This window comes from Cystobacter fuscus, assembly GCF_002305875.1.
Lineage (GTDB): Bacteria > Myxococcota > Myxococcia > Myxococcales > Myxococcaceae > Cystobacter > Cystobacter fuscus_A.
This window is the reverse complement of sequence record NZ_CP022098.1, coordinates 4,585,001-4,606,455: the sequence shown is the minus strand read 5'-3', so window position 1 is coordinate 4,606,455 and position 21,455 is coordinate 4,585,001. Positions and strand designations below refer to the sequence as shown.

The 21,455-nt window shown below is 69.2% G+C and carries 23 protein-coding genes and 1 riboswitch; of the genes, 4 read left to right on the top strand and 19 right to left on the bottom strand.

The window, feature by feature from the left end:
- Positions 1-8 precede the first annotated feature (8 nt).
- The 9 genes from hisIE to hisG are packed head-to-tail and all read right to left on the bottom strand — an operon-like array spanning position 9 to position 7,178.
- On the bottom strand, positions 9-623 hold the full coding sequence (hisIE, locus tag CYFUS_RS19010) for a bifunctional phosphoribosyl-AMP cyclohydrolase/phosphoribosyl-ATP diphosphatase HisIE (protein WP_198316914.1): 615 nt from the start codon (positions 621-623) through the stop codon (positions 9-11).
- Complete coding sequence (gene hisN, locus CYFUS_RS19005) at positions 623-1,396, bottom strand: histidinol-phosphatase (RefSeq protein ID WP_095986504.1); 774 nt, start codon at positions 1,394-1,396, stop codon at positions 623-625. Before hisN ends, hisIE begins: the two co-directional genes overlap by 1 nt.
- A gap of 2 nt (positions 1,397-1,398) precedes the next feature.
- On the bottom strand, positions 1,399-2,157 hold the full coding sequence (hisF, locus tag CYFUS_RS19000) for an imidazole glycerol phosphate synthase subunit HisF (protein WP_095986503.1): 759 nt from the start codon (positions 2,155-2,157) through the stop codon (positions 1,399-1,401).
- 1 nt (position 2,158) lies between these two features.
- On the bottom strand, positions 2,159-2,695 hold the full coding sequence (locus CYFUS_RS18995; RefSeq protein WP_002626268.1) for an imidazoleglycerol-phosphate dehydratase: 537 nt from the start codon (positions 2,693-2,695) through the stop codon (positions 2,159-2,161).
- The gene (locus tag CYFUS_RS18990; protein WP_095986502.1) at positions 2,692-3,405 is read right to left on the bottom strand and encodes a HisA/HisF-related TIM barrel protein; all 714 of its coding nucleotides are present in this window, start codon (positions 3,403-3,405) and stop codon (positions 2,692-2,694) included. The genes CYFUS_RS18995 and CYFUS_RS18990 overlap by 4 nt, the downstream gene beginning before the upstream one ends.
- Entirely contained in the window at positions 3,402-3,995 is a 594-nt protein-coding gene (gene hisH / locus CYFUS_RS18985) for an imidazole glycerol phosphate synthase subunit HisH (protein ID WP_095986501.1), read from the bottom strand. Before hisH ends, CYFUS_RS18990 begins: the two co-directional genes overlap by 4 nt.
- The gene (locus CYFUS_RS18980; protein WP_198316625.1) at positions 3,992-5,029 is read right to left on the bottom strand and encodes a pyridoxal phosphate-dependent aminotransferase; all 1,038 of its coding nucleotides are present in this window, start codon (positions 5,027-5,029) and stop codon (positions 3,992-3,994) included. The genes hisH and CYFUS_RS18980 overlap by 4 nt, the downstream gene beginning before the upstream one ends.
- On the bottom strand, positions 5,026-6,327 hold the full coding sequence (gene hisD, locus CYFUS_RS18975) for a histidinol dehydrogenase (RefSeq protein WP_095986500.1): 1,302 nt from the start codon (positions 6,325-6,327) through the stop codon (positions 5,026-5,028). Before hisD ends, CYFUS_RS18980 begins: the two co-directional genes overlap by 4 nt.
- Positions 6,324-7,178: an ATP phosphoribosyltransferase gene (hisG, locus tag CYFUS_RS18970; protein ID WP_095986499.1), complete on the bottom strand. Its 855-nt coding sequence runs from the start codon at positions 7,176-7,178 to the stop codon at positions 6,324-6,326. The genes hisD and hisG overlap by 4 nt, the downstream gene beginning before the upstream one ends.
- Positions 7,179-7,655: 477 nt before the next feature.
- On the opposite strand from hisG, the gene CYFUS_RS18960 reads away from it, so the two are divergent.
- Both CYFUS_RS18960 and moaA read left to right on the top strand, forming a co-directional pair.
- On the top strand, positions 7,656-8,954 hold the full coding sequence (locus tag CYFUS_RS18960) for an HD-GYP domain-containing protein (RefSeq protein ID WP_095986497.1): 1,299 nt from the start codon (positions 7,656-7,658) through the stop codon (positions 8,952-8,954).
- Between the two features lie 74 nt (positions 8,955-9,028).
- On the top strand, positions 9,029-10,027 hold the full coding sequence (gene moaA / locus CYFUS_RS18955) for a GTP 3',8-cyclase MoaA (protein WP_095986496.1): 999 nt from the start codon (positions 9,029-9,031) through the stop codon (positions 10,025-10,027).
- 3 nt (positions 10,028-10,030) lie between these two features.
- Here the strand turns inward: moaA and CYFUS_RS18950 are convergent, their stop codons facing one another.
- From CYFUS_RS18950 to CYFUS_RS18930, 5 genes are all read right to left on the bottom strand, one after another.
- Positions 10,031-10,411 carry a DUF4870 domain-containing protein gene (locus tag CYFUS_RS18950; RefSeq protein ID WP_095986495.1) on the bottom strand — a complete coding sequence of 127 codons (381 nt, stop codon included), beginning with the start codon at positions 10,409-10,411 and terminating at the stop codon, positions 10,031-10,033.
- A gap of 131 nt (positions 10,412-10,542) precedes the next feature.
- Positions 10,543-12,423 (bottom strand): phosphomethylpyrimidine synthase ThiC, encoded by a 1,881-nt coding sequence (thiC, locus tag CYFUS_RS18945; RefSeq protein ID WP_095986494.1) that lies wholly within the window; start codon positions 12,421-12,423, stop codon positions 10,543-10,545.
- Positions 12,424-12,462: 39 nt separating this feature from the next.
- Positions 12,463-12,571: riboswitch (TPP riboswitch) on the bottom strand.
- Between the two features lie 37 nt (positions 12,572-12,608).
- The gene (locus CYFUS_RS18940; RefSeq protein ID WP_095986493.1) at positions 12,609-13,709 is read right to left on the bottom strand and encodes a sensor histidine kinase; all 1,101 of its coding nucleotides are present in this window, start codon (positions 13,707-13,709) and stop codon (positions 12,609-12,611) included.
- Between the two features lie 12 nt (positions 13,710-13,721).
- The gene (locus CYFUS_RS18935; RefSeq protein WP_095986492.1) at positions 13,722-14,366 is read right to left on the bottom strand and encodes a response regulator; all 645 of its coding nucleotides are present in this window, start codon (positions 14,364-14,366) and stop codon (positions 13,722-13,724) included.
- 9 nt (positions 14,367-14,375) lie between these two features.
- Positions 14,376-15,530, bottom strand: coding sequence for a protoglobin domain-containing protein (locus CYFUS_RS18930; protein WP_095986491.1), 1,155 nt, complete (start codon positions 15,528-15,530; stop codon positions 14,376-14,378).
- 208 nt (positions 15,531-15,738) lie between these two features.
- Here CYFUS_RS18930 and CYFUS_RS18925 point away from each other — a divergent pair, with 208 nt between their 5' ends.
- Both CYFUS_RS18925 and CYFUS_RS18920 read left to right on the top strand, forming a co-directional pair.
- Positions 15,739-16,638 (top strand): LysR family transcriptional regulator, encoded by a 900-nt coding sequence (locus CYFUS_RS18925; RefSeq protein WP_095986490.1) that lies wholly within the window; start codon positions 15,739-15,741, stop codon positions 16,636-16,638.
- Positions 16,639-16,716: 78 nt separating this feature from the next.
- Complete coding sequence (locus CYFUS_RS18920; RefSeq protein WP_095986489.1) at positions 16,717-17,412, top strand: pirin family protein; 696 nt, start codon at positions 16,717-16,719, stop codon at positions 17,410-17,412.
- A gap of 47 nt (positions 17,413-17,459) precedes the next feature.
- Here the strand turns inward: CYFUS_RS18920 and CYFUS_RS18915 are convergent, their stop codons facing one another.
- The 5 genes from CYFUS_RS18915 to hmpA form a co-directional block, all read right to left on the bottom strand.
- On the bottom strand, positions 17,460-18,029 hold the full coding sequence (locus tag CYFUS_RS18915; protein WP_095992105.1) for an imm11 family protein: 570 nt from the start codon (positions 18,027-18,029) through the stop codon (positions 17,460-17,462).
- Positions 18,030-18,043: 14 nt separating this feature from the next.
- A complete protein-coding gene (locus CYFUS_RS50690) occupies positions 18,044-18,388 on the bottom strand; it encodes a hypothetical protein (protein WP_157758522.1) in 345 nt (114 codons plus the stop codon).
- Positions 18,389-18,702: 314 nt separating this feature from the next.
- A complete protein-coding gene (locus tag CYFUS_RS18905; RefSeq protein ID WP_095986487.1) occupies positions 18,703-19,131 on the bottom strand; it encodes a CBS domain-containing protein in 429 nt (142 codons plus the stop codon).
- Between the two features lie 135 nt (positions 19,132-19,266).
- Positions 19,267-20,169, bottom strand: coding sequence for an alpha/beta fold hydrolase (locus CYFUS_RS18900; RefSeq protein WP_269770249.1), 903 nt, complete (start codon positions 20,167-20,169; stop codon positions 19,267-19,269).
- 90 nt (positions 20,170-20,259) lie between these two features.
- Positions 20,260-21,441 (bottom strand): NO-inducible flavohemoprotein, encoded by a 1,182-nt coding sequence (hmpA, locus tag CYFUS_RS18895; RefSeq protein WP_095986486.1) that lies wholly within the window; start codon positions 21,439-21,441, stop codon positions 20,260-20,262.
- Between the last annotated feature and the right edge of the window lie 14 nt (positions 21,442-21,455).

Here is a 21,455-nt window from a genome sequence, read left to right as displayed (position 1 = left end):
GCGGAGGTTCACTTCGCCGGCTTGCTGGCGCGGCGCGCGAGCACCGCCTTCACGTCCTCCAGCGTCACGCCCAATGGCCGCACCGCCACGAGCAGATGGTAGAGGACGTCGGCGGCCTCCTCGGCCGCGCGCTCCTTGTCGCCATCGGCGCAGGCCGTCACCAGTTCCACCGCTTCCTCGCCGATCTTCTTCAAGCGCAGGTTGCGGTCGTCCAGGAGCCGCCGCGTGTAGCTCGGCTTCTCACCGGGCTCCGGGGCCTTCGTGGCGCGCTCGGCGATGGTCCTGTCCAGCGCCACGAGCGCATCCACCGGACCGATGTCGAAGCACGTCTCCGCTCCGGTGTGACAGGCCGGACCCGCCTTTTCCACCCGGGCGAGCACCGCGTCCGCGTCGCAGTCGGCCGTGAGGGACACCACGCGCTGCACGTTTCCGCTCGTGCCGCCCTTGTGCCACAAGCCCCGCGAGCGCGAGCGGTAGTACATCTCGCCCGTCTCGAGCGTCTTCTCGAGCGCCTCGCGGTCCGCGTGCGCGACCATGAGCAGGTCACCCGTGTGGGCATCCTGCGTCACCACCGTCACCAGCCCGTTGCCCTTGGTGAAATCCAGCTTCGACAAGTCCAACATCATGTCCCCTTCGCCCCGAGCAGCTCGCGCACCTGCTGTGCGAGCACCGCGTTGGTGGCGATGCAGTTGCCGCCGAACGCCGTGCGCTTGCCCGTCCAGTCCGTGAAGACGCCGCCGGCCTCCTCGATGATGGGCTGCAGCGCGGCCGCGTCCCAGGGGGACATCAGCTCGTCGACCATCACCTCGGCCCGGCCGGTGGCCAACATCAGGTAGCCGTAGCAATCCCCCCAGGTCCGGGAGACGGACGCCTTGGCCGCCAGGCCCCGCCACGCCGCCCCGCGCTGGGGATACGTCAGGAAGCGCTCGTCGGTGGTCAGCACCAGGGCGCGCGACAGATCGGCCTCGGCCGACACCTTCGTCCGCTTTCCATTCCACCAGCAGCCCTGCCCCGGCGCCGCCACCAGCATCTCCCCCACGGGCGGGAAGTACGCCGCGCCCGCGAGGATCGTCTCGCCCTCGGTCACCGCCACCAGCGTGCCCCACAGCGGCACCCCGCGGATGAACGTCTTGGTGCCGTCGATGGGATCCAGGATCCATCGGCGCTTCGCTCCGGGCCGCGTCTCGCCGAACTCCTCCCCGAGGATGCCGTCCTCGGGGAAGCGCGATTCAATCCACTCGCGCGCCGTCTTCTCGGCCGTCCGGTCCGCCACCGTCACCGGAGTGCCGTCTCCCTTGGTGTCCACCGTGACGCCCTGGCGGAAGAAGCCCAGTGCCACGTCGCCCGACTTGCGGGCCACTTCCTCCGCCGCCTGCATCAACGAACGCGCATCCATGCTCAATGACTCCTGATTTCCAGACCACTGCCTCGCAGCAGCGTCTTGATGGCTCCCACCGTGGTGACGCCGTCGTGGAGGATGCCCGCCACCAGCGCCGCGTCCGCCCCACCCTCCCTCAGCGCGGCCTGGACATGCTCCGCGTTGCCAGCGCCTCCCGAGGCGATGACGGGAACCGCCACCCCCTCGGCGACGGCCCGGGTCAGCTCCAGGTCATACCCCGAACGGGCACCATCCCGATCGATGCTCGTGAGCAGGATCTCCCCCGCGCCGCGTTTCACACACTCGCGCGCCCAGGCGATGGCATCCAGGTCCGTGGGCTTCTTGCCGCCATGGGTGTACACGCGCCAGCTCGCCCCGTCGCGCTTGGCGTCGATGCTCGCCACCACGCACTGGGCACCGAAGCGCTCGGCGCACTCGGTGAGCACCTCGGGACGGGCCACCGCCGCCGAGTTGATGCTCACCTTGTCCGCGCCCGCCCGCAGGGCCCGGCCCACGTCGTCCGCCGTGCGCACGCCGCCCCCCACCGTGAGCGGGATGAACAGCCGCTCGGCGGTGCGCCGCACCAGCTCCCACAACGTGCCGCGCTCCTCCTGGGTGGCGGAGATGTCGAGGAAGGTCACCTCGTCGGCGCCCGCCTCCTCGTAGCGCAGGGCGAGCTCCACGGGATCTCCCACGTCGCGCAGGCCCTCGAACTGGACGCCCTTGACCACGCGGCCGCCCTTCACATCCAGACAGACGATGAGTCGTCGCGTGAGCATCTCACTTCACCTCCAGGGCGACGGCGCCCTTCGTGCTGAACACCACGCCCGAATCCACCATCGCATCGCGCAGCGCCATGCCGAGCGCCTTGAAGGCCGCCTCCGTCACATGGTGGCTGTCCTTGCCGCGGAGGATGCGCAGGTGCAGCGTCACCCGGGCGTGCTCGCAGAACGAGCGCATCACGTGCTCGTAGAGTTTGTTGCGCAGGGGGCCGCGGTAATAGAAGCGCCCGCCCACGTCGATGCACGCCTGCACGAGCGCGTCATCCATGGGCACGGTGCGCTCGCCGTAGCGCGCGGCCGTGGCGGGGACGACCTTCTGCACGGCGGTGCCCAGGGTGATGGCCACGTCCTCCATGAGGTGATGGCGCAGATCTCCTCGGGCGTGCAGCGTGAGGTCCAACCCCGCGTAGCGCGCGAAGGTGCCGAGCATGTGATCGAAGAAGGGCTGGCCGGTGTCCACCTGGGCGATGCCCTTGCCCAGGGCGATCTGCACCGTGACCTTCGTTTCCTTCGTTTCCCGAACGATGGTTGTCATGCGAACTCCCGCGCCACTTCGGCCGCGTCCAATCTGCCCGTGTACAGCGCCATGCCGATGACGGCCCCGCTGGCCCCCACGCGCCCGAGCGCCCGCAGGTCCTCCAGCGTCGTCACACCTCCCGAGGCCGACAGCGGATGGCGGCTCGTGCGCACCACCGACTCCACCAGTGGCAGGTCCACTCCCTCCATCTGCCCTTCCTTGTGGACAGCCGTGACGAGCAGGCCCGCCAGGGGCAGGCGCTCCAGCGACTCCAGCACGCTCCCGATGTCGCGCGAGCTGCCAGACGTCCATCCGCGCGTCACCACCTCGCGGCCCTTCACGTCCGCGGCGACCACGATCTGGCCCGGAAAGCGCTCGGCCACCTCGCGCAGCCAGTCCGCGTCCTCGATGGCCCGCGTGCCCACCACCACGGAGGTGGCGCCCAGCATGAGCAACGACTCCACCTTGACGGTGCTGCGCACGCCGCCTCCCACCGAGAAGGTGAGGCCCGGCTCGTGCGTGAGCAGCGCGCGGATGGCGTCCTCGTTGGAGCCCTTGCCCAGGGCGGCGTCCAGGTCCACCACATGGAAGGTCTTGAAGCCGTGCGAGCGCCAGCGCTTGAGGGCCTCCAGGGGATCCTTCACCCGTACGCGCTCGTCGGCATAGGAGCCGCCCACGAGTTGCACGCACGCGCCCTCGCGCAGGTCGATGGCGGGAATGGCGATCATGAGCCCACCTCCTTCAGGAAGGCGTGCACGAAGCGCACACCCGCGGCCGAGCTCTTCTCCGGATGGAACTGCACGCCGAGCACCTTGCCGCGCCGCACCGAGGCCGGGAAGCGATCCCCCTCGTGCGTCGTCCAACCCACCACCACGTCGGGGTCCTCGGCGCGGCAGGCGAAGCTGTGCGCGTAGTAGACGGTTCCCGGCTTCTCCTCGCGCAGCGCGGTGTCCTCCTCCACCGAGTTCCACCCGATGTGGGGCACGTGCTTGGACGTCAGCCGCGTCACCCGGCCCCGGAAGAAGCCCAGGCCCTGGCCCTCGCCCTCGTCGCTGCCGTCGAAGAGCAACTGCATGCCCAGGCAGATGCCCAGACACGGCAGGCCGTCGTCCAACGCGCGCCGCATCTTCTCGGCGCCCGGGGCCAGCCGCGCCATCGCGGCGCCGAACGCCCCCACACCCGGCAGCACCAGCAGGTCCGTGTCCAGGGCACGCAGGGGGTCTTCCTCCACGTGCACCTTGACTCCCGGCGCCAGCGCGAGCGCCTTGGCGAGGGAGTGCAGGTTGCCGGCGCCATAGTCGAACAGGGTCACTCTCACCGTCGCTCCTCCCGCAGCGCATCGAGCGCCGTCTGAATCACATCCCAGGGCCCGCATCCGATGCGCAACGCATCCCCGATGCCGGGCAGGCCCGCGAAAGCCCGTACGTTCACGTCCCGCGCGCGCATCCGCTCCGCCACCTCGAGCGCCCCGCGCAGCTTCACCATCACGAAGTTGGCCTCGGTGGGCAGGCAGGTGAGCCCCATTCCCTGGAGCTCGGCCACCAGCCGCTCGCGCACGGCGAGGGACTCGGCCACCTTCGCCCGCATCCACGGCACGTCCTCGCGCAGCGCCGCCACGGCCATGCGCTCGGACAGGGCCGTCACCTTGTAGGGCCCGCGGGCCTTCTCCACCTCGGCCACGAGCGACGGCGCGCCCACCGCGTAGCCCACGCGCATGGAGGCGAGCCCGAAGGCCTTGGACATCGTGCGCGACACGAGCACGTTCGGCCGGCGCGCCAGGTCCAGGTGGCTCTCCCGGGCGAACTCGGCATAGGCCTCGTCGAGCAGGACGAGTCCGGGCGCGCGCTCGATCAGCCGTTCCAGGGCGGCGCGCGAAGCCACCGTGCCCGTGGGGTTGTTGGGCGAACATACGTAGATGAGCTTCGCCTGGGTGGCGAGCAGCCCCTCCACGTCGATGTCGAAGTCCGGCCGCAGGTTCACCGGGGCGTAGCGCAGGCCGTTGACCTTGGCGAAGTAGGACATCATCACGAAGGTGGGCGAGGGAAAGGCGATGAGCTCGCCCGGCTCGAGGAAGGCGCGCAGGGTGCTGTCGATGACGTCGTCCGAGCCGCACCCGGTGGTGACGCAGGCGGTGTCCACGCCGGTGTAGTGGGCCACGGCCTCACGCAGATCGGGCGAGTAGCCCACGGGGTAGCGCGTCACCAGGGGGACGGCCACCTCGCGCAGCACGCGCTCGGCGGCGGGCGGCATGCCGAAGAGGTTGGTGTTGTCGCTCAAGTCCACCCGGCAGCGCGCCTTGGAGGGCGAGTAGAGCGGAATGTCCCGGTACGACGCACGCGAGGGCAGGCTCATGATTGCCTCCAGGCACGAGCGGCCTCGGCGTGGGCGAACAGGCCCTCGCTGTCGGCCAGGATTCCCACGTCGTCGGCGAGCCGGGAGGCCGCCTCGCGCGTCACGCGCTGGTACGTGGTCCATCGATAGAAGTCGAGCACGCTCAGTCCCGAGTACGCCCGGGCGAGGCCCGCGGTGGGCAGCACGTGGTTGGCGCCCGTCATGTAGTCGCCGTAGGCCACGGAGGCATGCTGGCCCACGAACACCGTGCCCGCGTTGCGCACCCGGGGCAGTGCCTGCGTGGGATTCTCGGTGGCGATCAGCAGGTGCTCGGGAGCGAAGTCCGCCACGAAGGGCCAGGCCTCCTCCAACGAGTCCACGCTCAACACCGCGCCGCGCTCGCTCAGGGAGCGCGAGACGATCTCCCGCCGCTGGGCCCGGGCCGCCAGACGCTCCACCGCGATGGCCACCGCCTCGGCCTGGGCCTCGCCCACCGCCACCGTGACGCAGCAGGCGTCCGGATCGTGCTCGGCCTGGGCCAGCATCTCCCGGGCCACCGCCTCGGGATCCGCCGAGCCGTCCGCCACCACGAGGATCTCACTGGGCCCCGCGGGCGCGTCGATGGCCACCGCCTCCACCACCTGGAGCTTGGCCGCGGCCACGTACGCGTTGCCGGGTCCGACGATGCGGTCCACCCGGGGCACGCTCTCGGTGCCGTAGGCCAGGGCCGCCACCGCGCCCGCGCCTCCGAGCGCGAAGACGCGATCCGCGCCCGCGAGCGCCGCCGCCGCCAGCACGCCCGCCGAGGGTACCCCATCCGGGCCGGGCGGCGAGCAGACGATGACCTCCCCCACCCCGGCCACCTTCGCCGGCACCACGCCCATCAGCACGCTGCTCGGGTAGACGGCACGGCCCCCGGGCGCGTACACGCCCACGCGTCCGAGCGGATCCGGCCGACGGCCCACGAGGATGCCGGGCTCCGTCTCCACCTCGATCGCCTGGGGCTTCTGGGCCGCGTGTGCCCGGGCGATGTTGCGCGCCGCGCGGCCGAGCGCCTCGCGCACCCCGGGGTCGAGCGACGCGAGGGCCGCCTCGCACACGGAGCGGGGAATCTCCAGGGAGCCCAGCTCGGCGCGGTCGAACTCGCGCGCCATCTCGCGCAGGGCGCGGTCCCCGTCCCGGCGCACCCGGGCGATGATCTCCGCGGTGCGCTGGGCGACACGGGCGTCCGAGCCCCCCGAGCGATCCAACAGCCGGCCGCGCGCCTCTGGGGCCAGTTCCTTCAGCCGGCCCCGGTATTTGAGAGGAGGGCTGCTCATGGCATCAGCCTCTCGATGCGGGTGACGAGGATGCCCTGACAGCCCAGGTTCTTCAGGGCGTTGATGGTGCGGTAGATGTTGCGGGCGGGCACCACGGCGTGCACGGCCACGAAGTCACCGCCCTGCACCTCCACCACGGTGGGCCCGTTGAGGCCCGGCAGCACCTCGTGCACGTTCGGCAGCACGCGGCGCGGCACGTTGGCCATGAGGTAGCGCTTGCCCCGGGCCGCGAGCACCGAGCCCAGCGCCTGCCGCAGCTCTTCCAACTGGGCCGCCGCGTCGGGCAAGTGGCCCTTGCGCGCGATGAGCCGTGCGCTCGACTGGACGACGGTGCCCACCTCGCGCAGCCCGTTCATCTTCAGCGTCGAGCCCGTGGACGTCAGGTCCACGATGATGTCCGCGATGCCCAGGTGGGGGGCGATCTCCGTGGCGCCCGACACCGGCACCACCTTCACCGACTGGCCCCTCTTGGCGAAGAACTCCTGGGTGAGGCGCGTGAAGGAGGACGCCACCCGCACGCCATCCTGGATGTCCTCCAGCTTCTGGATGCCGCTCTCCTCGCGCGCGGCCACCACGAGCCGGCATCGGCCGAACTCCAGGTCCATCAGCATCTCCAGCTCGCGGCCGGACTCGCACACGAGATCCCACCCGGTGACGCCCGCGTCCGCCGCGCCATCGGCGACGAACTCGGGGATGTCCTGGGCGCGCACGAAGATGGCCTCGAACTCGCCACCGAGCGACGCGGTGAGGGCCCGCTCCCCTCGGACGCGGACCTCGAGCCCTGCATCGTTGAATAGTTCACGAACCTCGTCGGAGAGGCGGCCTTTGTTGGGAAGGGCGATCTTCAGCATCGGAGAGAGACCTGGGGTGGGGACGGGCTCGGAAACGAAAAAAGCCCGTCCGGGGTGGGACGGGCTTTCGTTCACTGCGGCAGGTGCGGTGGGCAGTCTCTAGACATCGACCCAGGCATGCACACGGTGATCGGACCCGTCGGGGCCGAACCGATGATGATGCGCCGGATGATGGTGGACAGACACGAGGTGCACGGCTCCTTGCTAATGGAAAGCCCTTCCCCCGTCAACCGGTGGCACCAGATTGCCTTCATCCGCCCCTCCCGGGTCACGCTCGCCTGCCTGCTCACCTCCGCTCGCGCTCCTACCGCCCGCTCAACGGTTCATGACCCTGGAAGCTTTCCGCTTCGAGCGTTTCTCGTATGCTGAGGGAACGGGGCGGCGAGCGAACATCTCCGGGCCATCGAACAGCCAGGAGAGCTGAAAATCAGAGACGGGTTGGCCTTCTGTTGCCCGTTCCTCCTAGAATCACACCCCGTGGAAGCCATTCCTCCCATACCTCCCCGGATCCTCATCGTCGATGACGATGACTCCGTCCGCGACGTCATCTCCGTCCTTCTTCGGGAGGAGGGTTACAACTGCGTTGTGGCCAGTGGCTCCGAAATGGCCCTGGACCTCGCCGGCCAGGAAGAGACGCCCCTGGTCATCAGCGACATGAAGATGCCGGGCAAGGACGGCCTGTGGCTGCTCGAGCAGTTGCGCGAGCGCTACCCGGACACCTCCGTCATCATGCTCACCGGCTACGGGGACACCGAGTCGGCGGTGGACTGCCTGCGCCGGGGCGCGGTGGACTACCTGCTCAAGCCACCGAAGCTGACGGATCTCATCCGCGCCATCGAGCGCGCCCTGGCCAAGCGCCGCATCGAGCTGGCCCGCAAGCGCTACCAGAAGAAGCTCGAGCGCAAGGTGCGCGACCGCACCACCGAGCTGCGCAACGCCCTGCGCGACATCGCCCACACCTACCAGTCCACCCTGCTCGCCCTGGTGGCGGCGCTGGACGCGCGCGAGCACGAGACGTCGGACCACTCGCAGCGCGTGGTGCGCTACACGAGCGCCGTGGCCGAGCGCATGGGCATCAAGGGCCCGGAGCTGGAGGAGATCGGCCGCGGCGCGCTCCTGCATGACATCGGGAAGATTGGCGTGCCGGACGCCGTGCTGCTCAAGCCGGGCAAGCTCACGCCCGAGGAGTGGCAGGAGATGCGCAAGCATCCGGACATCGGCTTCCAGATGATCCAGAACATCCCCTTCCTCGCCACGCCCGCGCAGATCGTCCTGTCGCACCAGGAGCGTTGGGACGGCCAGGGCTATCCGCGCAACCTCCGCGGCCAGGAGATCCACATCGGCGCGCGCATCTTCGCCGTGGCGGACACCCTGGACGCGATGACGAGCGACCGGCCCTACCGCAAGGGGACCACCTTCGCCAACGCCATCGCGGAGATCCACCGCTGCGCCGGCACCCAGTTCGACCGCGAGGTCGTCCGGGCCTTCCTCGATATCGGCGAGCAGGCGCTCGTGAAGATCAAGGAGGACATGCAGAACCGGAAGCTGACGCTGGTGCAGGCCGAGGCCCACGCCCAGGAGGCCGAGGCCACGCTCGCCCGCCTGACCGAGGACATGGACGAGTTGGATCAGACCATCCCCGGCCCGGTGGGACCCACGGTGCGGCCGCCTCCGGCTCCGCCGGCGTCCAGCAGCACCACGGGCGCCAACACGCTCAACCAGGGAGTCGTCCTCTCGGTGCTCGCCGGGGGACGCCAGGGCAACCCGCGCGACTGACGCGCCTCGCACGGAGGCCCGGGCCTCCACAAGGGAGTGCCCGGAGGGGAGGCTCCGGTTTATAGAGAGCACCCATGAGCAGTCTCGCCCCCACCCAGGCCCCCTTGTCGCCCCCCCTGAAGGACGCCCAGGGGCGGACCATGACGTACCTGCGCCTGTCGGTGACCGACCGGTGCAACTTCCGCTGCACGTACTGCTCGCCGGCGAGCTGGGGTGGGAAGAAGGATCTGCTCTCGCCCGAGGAGTTCGAGCGCATCGTCTCCGTGTTCGCGGCCATGGGCATCCGCCGGGTGCGGCTCACGGGCGGCGAGCCGCTCATCCGCCCGGACATCCTCGAGGTGGCCCAGCGCATCGCCGCGGTGCCCGGCATCGGCCACGTGGCCATCACCACCAACGCGAGCCACCTGGCGCGGCTCGCCGGGCCGCTGCGCGAGGCGGGGGTGAGCCAGCTCAACATCAGCCTGGACACCCTGTCCGAGGCCACCTTCCGGCGCATCTCCAAGCAGGGAGACCTGGCGTCCGTGCTCGCGGGCATCGACGCGGCGGCGGCGGCGGGCTACGCCTCGCTCAAGCTCAACGTCGTCGTCATGCGCGGAGTGAATGACGACGAGGTGCCCCAGCTCATCGCCCACGCGCATGCGCGCGGCATGACGCCCCGGTTCATCGAGCTGATGCCCTTTGGTCAGGGCACCCCGGTGCCCACGGCGGAGCTGGTGGAGAAGCTCCGGACCGGGGGCCTGCCGCTCGTGGAGGACGAGGGGCCCCAGGGCCTGGCCGCGGGTCCGGCGCGCTACTGGCGCGCGCCCGGAGGGCTCGTGGGCTTCATCTCTCCCCTCACCCAGAACTTCTGCGGCGGCTGCAACCGCGTGCGCGTGGCCTCCAATGGAGACCTGCGCAGCTGCCTCGGGGGACGTGCCCAGGCGCCGCTGCACGCCCTCATCCGCGGCGGGGCCACCGACGAGGAGCTCGCCCTGGCCATCCGCCGGGCGCTCGGGGACAAGCCCGAGGGCCACCGCTTCACCGAGCCCGGCGCGGCGGCCAGCCTGCTGCCCATGATGGGCATTGGCGGCTGAGCGCTACTTCACCAGCCGGACGGTGGCCGGGTAGCGGTACATCTCGCCATTGTTGGCCTTGATGCCCGCGAGGATCGTCAGCACCAGCGCGACCAGTGCGACCAGCGGCGCCAGCACGAACCCGACCAGGCAGAACATGCTCAACGCGGCGATCCACAGGACCACCGTGACGGTGATCTGGAAGTTGAGCGCCTCCTTCGCGTGCTGCTCCACCCAGGCGGACTCCTTGCCCTTGGTGAGCATCACGATGAGCGGCCCGAGGAACGGGAAGCCAAACAGGCCCGCGATCAGCGCGCTCAGGTGCGCGAGCATTCCCCACGTCTTCTCGTCCGCCGTCGGCGACGGTGATCCGGTGATGAAACCCCCGCGATGCTGCGTTTCCATTTGAGCTTCCCTCTGAAGTTCGGACGGGCGCGGTCAGCGCGCCCGTCAACCCTCTCATTCTGTCATTTTCGGGACAAAAGTCACGAGGTTGGCGTCTCCTGGGGCGACGCGACTTCAAAGGTCGGGAGGACTCAGCGGTACACCTCGCCGCCGGCCTTCTTGAACTCCTCGCTCTTCTCCGCCATGCCCGCCGCGAGGGCCTGCGCTTCGTTCGTGCCCACCTTCTGGGCGTAGTCGCGCACGTCCTGGGTGATCTTCATCGAGCAGAACTGGGGGCCGCACATCGAGCAGAAGTGGGCCACCTTGGCACCTTCCGCGGGCAGGGTCTCGTCGTGGAAGGCGCGTGCGCGCTCGGGATCCAGGGAGAGGTTGAACTGATCCTCCCAGCGGAACTCGAAGCGCGCCTTGGACAGCGCGTTGTCGCGCGCCTGGGCACCGGGGTGGCCCTTGGCGAGGTCCGCGGCGTGCGCGGCGATCTTGTAGGTGATGACGCCCTCCTTCACGTCATCCCGGTCGGGCAGGCCCAGGTGCTCCTTGGGCGTGACGTAGCAGAGCATCGCCGTGCCGAACCAACCGATCATCGCCGCGCCGATGCCGCTGGTGAAGTGGTCATACCCCGGCGCGATGTCCGTGGTGAGCGGCCCCAGCGTGTAGAAGGGCGCCTCGCCACACACCGCGAGCTGCTTCGTCATGTTCTCCTGGATGAGGTGCATGGGCACATGGCCCGGCCCCTCGATCATCACCTGCACGTCGTGCTTCCAGGCCACCCGTGTCAGCTCGCCCAGCGTCTCCAGCTCGCCGAACTGCGCCGCGTCGTTGGCGTCCGCGATGGAGCCCGGCCGCAGCCCGTCTCCCAGGCTGAAGCTCACGTCGTACGCCTTGAGGATCTCGCAGATCTCCTCGAAGTGCGTGTAGAGGAAGTTCTCCTGGTGGTGCGCCAGGCACCACCTGGCCAGGATGGAGCCGCCCCGGCTGACGATGCCGGTGAGGCGTCTGGCGGTGAGCGGGATGTAGCGCAGGCGCACGCCCGCGTGGATGGTGAAGTAGTCCACCCCCTGCTCACACTGCTCGATGAGCGTGTCGCGGTAGAGCGCCCAGGTGAGCTCCTCGGCCTTGCCTCCCACCTTCTCCAGCGCCTGGTAGATGGGCACGGTGCCGATGGGTACCGGGGCATTGCGGAGGATCCACTCGCGCGTCTCGTGGATGTTGCGGCCGGTGGACAGGTCCATCACCGTGTCCGCGCCCCAGCGGATGCTCCACACCATCTTCTCCACCTCCTCCTCGATGGAGGAGCTGACGGCGGAGTTGCCGATGTTGGCGTTGATCTTCACCAGGAAGTTGCGGCCGATGATCATCGGCTCCAGCTCCGGGTGATTGATGTTGGCGGGGATGATGGCCCGGCCCCGCGCCACCTCGTCCCGGACGAACTCGGGGGTGATGTCGCGGGGAATGGCGGCGCCCCAGGAGTGGCCCGGGTGCTGGTGCGACAGCTCCACCGCGGCCTGGCGCTTCAGGTTCTCGCGCAGGGCCACGAACTCCATCTCCGGAGTGATGAGGCCCCGACGCGCGTAGTGCAGCTGGGTGACATTGGCGCCCGCCTTCGCCACCCGGGGCGCGCGGCGGTGGGCGAAGCGCAGACCGGCCAGGCGCGGATCCGTCTCTCGGGCGCGGCCATACTCGGAGGAGATACCCGGCAGTGCTCGCGTGTCCCCCCGCCGCTCGATCCACTCCTCGCGCACCGGCGGCAGGCCCCGGCGCAGATCGATCTGAGCGTCGGGGTCCGTGTACGGGCCGCTCGAGTCGTAGACGAAGACGGAGGGATTGGGCGTCTCCTTCACGTCCGGACCGTGGCCATGGCGCGTGGGCGTCTGGCTGATCTCCCGCAGGGGCACGCGCAGCTCCGGGTTCAACACGCCGGACACGTACACCTTGCGCGAGGCCGGCAGCGGCCCCCGGGTGATGCCCTGCAACACCTCGCCGTCCACCTTGAGGCTCTTCGATGCTCCGCTCACGTGACTCCTCCTCGGCACATGGCAAGAGAAGAGTCGGGCGTGGGAAGCCCGCCGCTTCCCTCCGCCGGTCCAAACCGGTTCAGGTTCCAAGGGTCGACCGCGAACACGGCCCTCTCAGCTCCTCACGGGAGCACCCCTAGCGACATGGCCCATGTAACCCGCGAGGACGTGCGGTGGCAACCGCCTCAAGCCACCAGGGGCAGCCGCAGCAGGAAGCGCGCCCCTCCGGACGGGGAGCTGGTCACCTCCAGCGAGCCCCCGTGCTGCGACACGACGGAGTGGACGATGGACAACCCCAACCCCGAGCCCTCCTCCTTCGTGGTGAAGAACGGCTCGAAGACGCGGGTGCGCAGCTCCGGAGGCACACCCGCGCCCGTGTCGTCCACGCACAGGCGCACCATGTCCTCCTCGCGTTGCGCCGACAGGCGCACGACACCCTCCTCGGGCGTGGCCTCCAGGGCGTTGAGGGTCAGGTTGATGAGCACCTGGCGCAAGCGCTCCTCCTCGCCCTTGAGCGGCGGAAGCGACTCCTCGCCCTCCAACTCCAGACGCACCCGCCGCGCCTCGGCCTTGCTGCCCAGGAAATCCACCACGCGCCGCAGCAGCGCCAGCACGTCCACCGGCTCCGGGCGGAAGCTCCGCGGCCGCGCGAACTGGAGGAAGTCCTCCAGCGCATGATCCAACCGGCGGATCTCATCGCGAACCAACAGCAGGGGATCCAACAAGGCCGGTTGCTGCTCGGTGGACAGCCGCCGCACCCGCCGCTCCAGCACGGCGAGCTGCAGGGCCGCGGCGTTGAGGGGATTGCGAATCACGTGCGACAGGCTCGCCGTGAGCGTGCCCACCGCCGCGAGCTTCTCCGTCACCTGCGCCCGGCGCGCCAGCTCGCGCTTCTCCGCCTGCAAGCGCACCTGACGCATGGTCTGCTCCAGCGTCAGCAACAACTCGTTGGGCGCGCAGGGCTTCATCAGGTAGGCGCACGCGCCCGCGCGCACCGCCGCCACCGCCGTCTCCAGCGTGGCGAAGCCGGTGAGCAACACCACCTCGCACTCGGGCACCTTCTCCTTCAAGTCCCGCGCGAGCTCCGTCCCATCCCCGTCCGGCAGACGCAAGTCCACCAGCGCCACGTCGAAGCCGTCCTGCACCCGCTCGCGCGCCTCGCGGCAACTGCTCGCACCGGACACCAGGTAGCCCGCGTCGCCGAGCAACTCCCGGAGATTGTCGAGGAAGGCCGCGTTGTCCTCGACGACGAGCACACGAGGGGGATTGAAGGAGGAGAGGCTCATGGGGCCCTGCTGTTAGCGCGAGTCGTGGGCTCGCTCCAGTGTGTCCAACAGTGTCTGGAGGTCGACAGGTTCGGAGAACACCGGCAGTGTGGGGAAGCGTGCCCGCAGCCAGCGCAACGCCTCACACTCCGACTCCCCGAGCCGCCGCGGAGGCACCAGCGCCGCGAAGAGCCGCGCCCCCGCGAGGTGCTCGGCGTCCTCCACCGAGCGCGCGGTGACACACGAGAAGCCGCGCGAGCGCAGTTGCTCGGCGAGGGTCTCGTCCCGCGCCGGCTCCCCCTCGATGAGCGCCACCAGTCCATCCCGGCGCGCGTGGGTCAACAACGAGACGAGCGGGGCGAGCGGCACGGGCTTGGGCAGCACCGCGAGCAGTCCCTCCCGGCGTACCGCTTCCAGCTCTTCCTCTCCCGGGTAGGCGGTGATGACCACGACAGCGAGACCGGGATCCACCTGGCGGATGTGGCGCACCGCCTGTGCCCCGTTCATGCCCGGCATCTTCATGTCCGTGAGCAGCGCGTCGAAGCGCCGGGTGCCCGCGAGCGACAGGGCCCGCGGCCCCTCCGTCACCACCGTGGCCTCGTCCCCCCCATCCCGGAGGATCTCCGCGAGGTTCTCCGCGAAGGCCAGATTGTCATCGAGCAGCAGGTAGCTCCTCATGGCGGACTCTCACGCGGAGTGCGGGGGAAGGGCGAGCCGGAGGACGAAGCGCGCCCCTCCCCCGCCCTGGGGGTCGTAGAGGATGGAGCCCCCATGGCGCTCGAGGATGCGCTTGACCAGGGGCAGGCCCAGGCCGATGCCCCCGGACTTGGTGGTCATCAGGGGCTCGAACATCCGGCGCCGGATGGTCTCGCTCACCCCCGGCCCCGAGTCCTCCAGGACGAGCACCACCGCGTCCGGCTCCGCCAGGCCCGACAAGCGCACCGAGCCCGTGTCTCCCACCGCCTGCACGGCGTTCTCCATCAGGTTGACGAAGACCTGACGGATCTGCCCCGGATCTCCCTCCAACGTGGGCAGCGACTCGAGCCCCTCGGCGAGCAGGGACACGCCCGCGGGCGCGTGCACCGAGGAGAGGGCATCCTTCCACACGGCCTCCAGCCGCAGCGACTCGCGCTTGAGCGGCCGGTCCCGGATCATGTCCAGCAGGTCCGAGACGATGCGGTTGGCGAGCGCCACCTGCTCGCCGATGCGCGCCAGGTGCTTGGCGGCGCGCTCCTCGCTGGCCAGGGGCCGGCCCTTGAGGATGAAGAGCGACGTCTCGATGACACCCAGCGGATTGCGCAGCTCGTGGCCGATGGAGCCCACGAGCTGGCCGAAGGTGGACAGTCGCTCGTGGCGCGCCTGCTGCGCGAGCAGATCCTCGCGAAAGGTGTGCAGCATGATGGCCAGATCCAGATCGAGGATCTTCCCCAACGCGAAGCTCATGGCCCGGAACCGCTCGGGCTGGTCCGCGTGGTGCTCGGCGATGAGGAGGTTGAACTCCTGCCTCAGCACGTTCATCGCGCCGAGCATGTAATGCTGGGGGAGCGCGACGCGCACATGCATGCGGCCGATCCGGCAGCGCGCCCGGTAGTAGTCCTCGTCCCAGGGGCCGCTGAGCAGCTGCTCCATCCAGGCGCGCAGCGACACCTTGAGATGGCCCACCTGGCTCTCGCCCGCGAGCGCCTTGCGCGCGCCCTCGTGCTCCAGGATGCGCGCATAGAAGACGTCCGCGATGGCGGGAAACCGCGGCCGCGCCACCTCGTGCAGTTCCCGGAGAAGCAGGCCATCGGCCGGCTCGAAACCCACGTAGCGCTTGAGTTCCTCGAACAAGGTTTCCGCCATGAGGAACACCTATGTAACGCATTGCTGAAAATTGAAACAACGCGGGCCCGGCCCCATAACCACCCGCCAACACTTCACCCGGGGAACGGCTCGGGCGGTCTGGAACCCGTTGGACCCGGTGGCTGGCGGTGGGCCGCGCTCCGGACTAGATGGGACGGTCCGGGCAGACCGTTCCACTCCTGGGACGGGGTCCGGCCTCGGGAGCGGCATGGATCTCAACGAACTCCTCGTCTTCGCCAAGGTCGTCCAGGCGGGCAGCTTCACGGCGGCGGCGCGTGGGCTGCACATGCCCAAGTCCACGGTAAGCCGGAAGGTGTCCGAGCTGGAGGAGCGCGTGGGCGCGCAACTGCTGCAACGCACCACGCGCCAGCTGCGTCTCACGGACGTGGGACAGGCCTACTACGAGCACTGCGCGCGCATCGTGGCCGAGGCGGAGCAGGCCGAGCTGGCGGTCACGCGCATGCAGGCCGCTCCCCATGGACTGCTGCGCGTGACGGCCCCACTCACCTTCAGCATCCTCGGGCCGATTGTCACGGAGTTCCTCCGGCGCTATCCCGACGTGCAGGTGGAGATGGTGTGCACGGATCGCACGGTGGACCTGGTGGACGAGGGGTTCGATCTGGCCGTGCGCGCGGGCAAGCTGGCCGACTCCTCGCTCATGGCCCGCCGGATCGGCAAGCTCGAGCGCGTGGTGGTGGCATCTCCGGACTACGTCCGGGCGAGAGGCGCCCCCAAGACGCCTCGAGACCTCGAGAAGCATGACTGCCTGCTCTTCGGCTCGTCCCGGGAGGCCAACCGCTGGACGCTGCACTCCGAGAGCAAATCCGTCGAGGTGCAGGTGTCCACGCGGCTCGCGGTGAACGAGCCGGACATGTTGCGCGGCATGGCCCTGGCGGGCGCGGGCATCGCCCTGCTGCCCAACATCTCCTGCGCCGAGGACGTAACGAGCGGACGTCTGCAACACCTGCTGCCCGACTGGACCGCCGCCGAGACACCCGTGCATGCCGTCTATCCCAGCAGCCGCCACCATGCGCCCAAGGTGATGGCCTTCGTGGAGCTCGCGCGCGAGCGCTGGGCCGCGACCTGGAATCCGATGTCCCGTGGATAGGACAGTGTGTCCCGGGGAGCACGTCTGGCGCGGGCCGGGTCCCACTCGCATGATGTCTGGCGAAGGAGACACGGCATCATGATCATCGTTCGGAATTCAGAAGCGCGCGGCCATGCGAACCACGGATGGTTGGACTCCCACCACACCTTCTCGTTCGGGGACTACTTCGACCCGTCCGCCATGGGCTTTCGCTCCCTGCGCGTCATCAACGAGGACCGGGTGGCCGCGCACAGCGGCTTCGGCGCGCACCCCCACCGGGACATGGAAATCATTACCTACGTGCTCAGCGGGCAGTTGGAGCACCGTGACAGCCTGGGCTCGGTGGGCGTGCTGCGCGCGGGAGAGATGCAACGGATGACGGCGGGCACGGGCGTGCTGCACAGCGAGATGAACAACTCGGACGAGGAGGTGCACCTCCTGCAGATCTGGATCCTCCCGGAGCGCAAGGGGCTGACGCCCGGCTACGAGCAGAAGGAGTTCCCACTCACGGAGCGCCAGGGCCGCTTCCGGCTGGTGGTATCCCCCGAGGGACAGGACAGCTCGTTGAAGGTGCACCAGGATCTGCGGCTGTACAGCACCGTGCTGGGCCGGGGAGAGAAGACGGAGTACACCCTGGCGCCGGGGAGGCACGCGTGGCTGCAGGTGGCGCGCGGCGCGGGCACGCTCAACGGCGTGACGCTCAAGGCCGGTGACGGCGTGGCCGTGTCCGAGGAGTCTCGGCTGGAACTCTCCGCCACCGAGCCGCTCGAGGCCCTGCTGTTCGATCTGGGCTGAGCCGTGGGTGAACGGAGGGCGAAGGCAAGGAGTCCAATGACCGCGGGTCAAACCTCCTTGAACTTCGCCCCCGTGGCGCCCATCCGCTCCAAGGCCTCCTTGAGTTCCTCGGAGACGATGAGCGCGATGGTCCACCCCCAGGTGCGAAACACCTGGGCGTCACCAATCTTCGAGGGATCGATGCGCATGCCGGACACGTCCCGATACTGTCCGACCTTCTCGGGCCGCCCATCCTCCGGCATCCAATACTCCACCTCCTCGGAGGCCTGGTCATCGATGCACTGGATGAGCCGTGTGGCAACGAGGATGCAGAACGGGTCTGGCTGCCCTGGGATGTCCACCGGAAGAAGCTGAACATCACGGGGAGCCAATTCCCTGAACAGGGCTGCCACCCTGGCGTGAACGACCGGGATGCTGAAGCCCGCGAGGGTGAAGTCGAGAGCCCTGCCCGGGCGACCAACGGGAAGCGTCAATCGTCCCGGGTCCGCGACCGGCAGGCCTTCTCTGAAGCTCCATGGGTTATCCACCTCTCGGCCCTGTGGATCCGTGGGATTGCCAAGATCCCAGCCTCCAGAGCCATCAACCTCCTGAGACAGCTTGAAATACTTCTTCGGAATGCGAGTCGTCTCCATCACTGGCTCCGGGTCACCAACTTGTTGAGTGAGGTGCCCTCGGTCGAGAGAAGCTTCGCCAAACGTCTCCAGCCCTGGATGAGCGTCCAGAACGTATCCACTCCGATGTAACAAATGAAACTGGCCGTCACGACCGTCGCGATCCCCTTGGAGAACACGGGTTCGGGTGCCATCCACATCGAAGCGTAGAGGGTCATCGTCCAGAGGATGGAGGCCTTGATCGCCTCGGGATCGGCCATGTCCTTGAACGCCTCCATCATCTCGGGAATGACGGCATCGATGGCGAAGGACATGGCGAGGGCGTAGCGGCTATCCCCGCTGAGGAGAGGGCTGTTCATCAGCACCCCCCGGCAATCTCCAGGCTTCCCGATGGCCTCGCAGAACCGCAGGTACTCCCGGGTCACTCGAGCATCCACCTCGGCCCATTGAGAAGCCGGGGGCTGCCCATCCAGGGGAACGACAGTCTGGCCTCGGCCCATGTCGAGGCGCACGACGCGTGTGGCGCTACACGCGGACAGTAGGACCAACAGCAAGAGTACGCCGATCAGACGAGGTGCCATGAGCCGCCCTCCAGATGGAGTAAGGCTCCATCCTACGGGCTCGTCACCCCATGAACCGCCCCGGAGCCCGGTCCACCCGGGCTCCGGTGTCCCGCGGCTCAGTGGCTCGCGGGCTCGGAGATGCCCTCGAGTGCCTTGCCCACGCGGCGTCCACTCTCCTCACCCGCCAGGTCGCCCAGCGCCACGATGCCCACGAGCTTCTTGTCGCGATCCACCACGATGAAGCGGCGCAACTGCAACTCCTCCATGCGCTCGAGCACGTCCTCGGCTTGATCGTCCTCGAAGCAGTATTGGATCCCCTTGGACATGATGGCGGACACGGGCGTCCGGGCCGGATCCATGTCCTCGGCGATGGCGCGCACCACGATGTCGCGGTCGGTGATCATCCCCTGCACCCGCTTGCCGTCACAGATGGGAATGGGCCCCACATCCAGGTCGCGCATCTTCCGGGCCGCCTCGCGCACGGTGTCGTTCGGACTGATGACCTCCACGTTGCGCGTCATCACTTCACGGATCAACCTCGCCATGTCCGCTCCTCCTCATGGGGGCCCGGAGCGGGCTCCCCGCGTGTTCACGCCAACGGTTGGGCGCCTCACGCGGGTCAACCAGTGGTCCGCCGGATGCTGCCTGGAAGGTAACCAGACACACATCCGCTTCGCGGCCTAACGCCCCGCGCTCGCTGCGCTCCCCGAAACGTGGCTCTCGAGCCTCGCGAGGATGTCCCGGGCCCTCGTCCAAAGGATTGATCCGCCCGCGTGGGGATCCACCGTGAGGGTCGCGTTCGGCAGGCGGGCGGCCAGGGTGGCGCCGAAGTCGGGCGAGTGGACCGTGCTCGTGTCCAGGCCGCCGTACCAGAGGTCCACCTTGACGGAGATGCGCTCCGGCTCCACCAGCCAGGGGCCCAGCGCGTTGACGAGATCCCTCGCGTACCCGCGCGCGCCCTGGGAGAAGCCCTCCCGCAGGCAGCGCTGATACGCCGCGCCGAAGGGCTCGCTCAGGTAGAGCGCCCGATCGCGCTCGCCACTCATTCCGAGGATGAGCTGCCACAGTCCGTCCGCCGTGGCCATCTCCGCGAAGGACTGCTCGAAGCCCTGGGGATCCCCCCGCGCGGCACGCACCATCGCGGCCACGTCGGGGTGCAGCCTGGGAGCCAGGGCCGGCCAGGCCAGGTCATCCTGTCCGGACACGATCGCCACGGCCTTCACGAACTCCCGGCCCGCGAGGGCCAGCGCGAACGGCGCGCCCTGGGAGAAACCCACGGCGGTGACGTCCCGCAGCGAGCCCAGCGCCAAGAGGAGCTGCCGCGTGTCCTCCACCCAGGAGGCCAGGGTCTTGCCGGGATGCGCGTCGGACGCGCCGAGGCCGGGCCGGTCGATGGCGATGAGCCTCGAGCCGAGCTCCGCGAGATGGTTCGCGCCGAAGCCGAGTGAGCCGCTCATGGCGGCTCCCGTGCAGAACAGCACGGGGAGACCCTCGGGGGGTCCCCATTCGGACCACGCGAGGACGCGGCCATCGCCCAGGCGCAGGGAGGACCGCCGCTCGGGAGGAAGGACACCGGTATTCATGCGGCGGATGATACGGGCGACCCTTCCCTCGGAAAACGCGGGAAACGCTCACCGACAAAGAAGGGTAGCCCGGCTCGACGACCCGGAGTGCTACGCCAGCGACGCCGCCGGGCCGAAGAACTCGTAGTGGCACTGCTGCTCGGGCACGCCCAGCTCCCTCAAGGAGCGCTGGATGGCCGCCATGAAGGGCTTGGGGCCGAGGAAATAGACATCGATGTCCCGCGCCTCGGGCAGCCATCGCGCGAGCAGCTCGCGATCCAGCAGTCCGACGGCATCCGGCTGGGGCGCCCCCTCGGTGACCTGGGAGTAGCAGTAGAAGCGCCGCAGGTGGGGATGCTTGCCGGCCTGCGCGTCCACCCACTCGCGGAAGGCGTGGACCCCGGCGTTGCGCGCGCAGTGGATGAAGTGGATGGGCCGCCCCTGGGGCAGGGCCGCCGTCAGCATGGCGAGCGTCGGGGTAATGCCCACGCCACCGCTGATGAGCACCAGGGGTTTGGTGCTCGGGCTCAGGGTGAACTCGCCCGCGGGAGGGAACAGCTCCAGCGAGTCCCCCACTCCCACCCGATCATGCAGGTGGTTGGACACCTTGCCGTTCGGCTCGCGCTTGACGCTGATCCGGTAGGACTCGCCATTGGGCACCGCCGACAGCGAGTAGTTGCGGCGCATCTCGACGCCGTCGATGACGAGCCGCATGCCGATGTACTGCCCCGGCACGAAGTCCATCAGCGGGCCACCATCCGCGGGCGCCAGGTAGAAGGAGATGATCTCCGCGCTCTCCTGCTCCTTGCGGATGACCCGGAACTCGCGCCCGCCGCGCCAGCCGCCGCGCGCCTGGGCCGTCTCCTCGTAGACCCGCTCCTCGCTGGAGATGAGCAGATCGGCCAGTTGCTGGTAGGCGGCGGCCCACGCGGCGATCACCTCGTCCGTCGCCACCTGTGCCCCGAGCACCTCGCGGATGGCGCGCAGCAGGCACGTGCCCACGATGGGGTAGTGCTCGGGCAGGACCCGCAGGGCCACATGCTTGTTGATGATCTGCTTCATGAGCCCGCCGAGCTGCTCCAGCTCATCGATGTGGCGGGCGTAGCGCAGCACGGCATTGGCCAGGGCTCGGGGCTGGGCACCGCTGGCCTGGTGGGCCTGATTGAAGAGCGGGCGCACCTCGGGATATTCGCCGAGCATGATGCGATAGAAGTGCGTGGTCAGGGCTTCGCCACCGGTCTCCAACAGCGGCACGGTGGCTTTGACGATGGCGCGTTGCTGAGCATTGAGCATGGGATGGGCTCCGG

Excerpts from the sequence above, each read along its gene's own strand:
- hisD (WP_095986500.1), bottom strand. The coding sequence starts at position 6,327 with ATGAGCAGCCCTCCTCTCAAATACCGGGGCCGGCTGAAGGAACTGGCC.
- CYFUS_RS18950 (WP_095986495.1), bottom strand. The coding sequence starts at position 10,411 with ATGGAAACGCAGCATCGCGGGGGTTTCATCACCGGATCACCGTCGCCG.
- CYFUS_RS18940 (WP_095986493.1), bottom strand. The coding sequence starts at position 13,709 with ATGAGCCTCTCCTCCTTCAATCCCCCTCGTGTGCTCGTCGTCGAGGAC.
- hisN (WP_095986504.1), bottom strand. The coding sequence starts at position 1,396 with ATGGATGCGCGTTCGTTGATGCAGGCGGCGGAGGAAGTGGCCCGCAAG.
- CYFUS_RS18900 (WP_269770249.1), bottom strand. The coding sequence starts at position 20,169 with ATGAATACCGGTGTCCTTCCTCCCGAGCGGCGGTCCTCCCTGCGCCTG.
- CYFUS_RS18935 (WP_095986492.1), bottom strand. The coding sequence starts at position 14,366 with ATGAGGAGCTACCTGCTGCTCGATGACAATCTGGCCTTCGCGGAGAAC.
- moaA (WP_095986496.1), top strand. The coding sequence starts at position 9,029 with ATGAGCAGTCTCGCCCCCACCCAGGCCCCCTTGTCGCCCCCCCTGAAG.
- CYFUS_RS18920 (WP_095986489.1), top strand. The coding sequence starts at position 16,717 with ATGATCATCGTTCGGAATTCAGAAGCGCGCGGCCATGCGAACCACGGA.
- CYFUS_RS18980 (WP_198316625.1), bottom strand. The coding sequence starts at position 5,029 with ATGAGCCTGCCCTCGCGTGCGTCGTACCGGGACATTCCGCTCTACTCG.
- hisF (WP_095986503.1), bottom strand. The coding sequence starts at position 2,157 with ATGCTCACGCGACGACTCATCGTCTGTCTGGATGTGAAGGGCGGCCGC.
- CYFUS_RS18990 (WP_095986502.1), bottom strand. The coding sequence starts at position 3,405 with ATGATCGCCATTCCCGCCATCGACCTGCGCGAGGGCGCGTGCGTGCAA.
- hisG (WP_095986499.1), bottom strand. The coding sequence starts at position 7,178 with ATGCTGAAGATCGCCCTTCCCAACAAAGGCCGCCTCTCCGACGAGGTT.
- CYFUS_RS18930 (WP_095986491.1), bottom strand. The coding sequence starts at position 15,530 with ATGGCGGAAACCTTGTTCGAGGAACTCAAGCGCTACGTGGGTTTCGAG.
- hmpA (WP_095986486.1), bottom strand. The coding sequence starts at position 21,441 with ATGCTCAATGCTCAGCAACGCGCCATCGTCAAAGCCACCGTGCCGCTG.
- CYFUS_RS18905 (WP_095986487.1), bottom strand. The coding sequence starts at position 19,131 with ATGGCGAGGTTGATCCGTGAAGTGATGACGCGCAACGTGGAGGTCATC.
- hisIE (WP_198316914.1), bottom strand. The coding sequence starts at position 623 with ATGTTGGACTTGTCGAAGCTGGATTTCACCAAGGGCAACGGGCTGGTG.
- CYFUS_RS18995 (WP_002626268.1), bottom strand. The coding sequence starts at position 2,695 with ATGACAACCATCGTTCGGGAAACGAAGGAAACGAAGGTCACGGTGCAG.
- CYFUS_RS18925 (WP_095986490.1), top strand. The coding sequence starts at position 15,739 with ATGGATCTCAACGAACTCCTCGTCTTCGCCAAGGTCGTCCAGGCGGGC.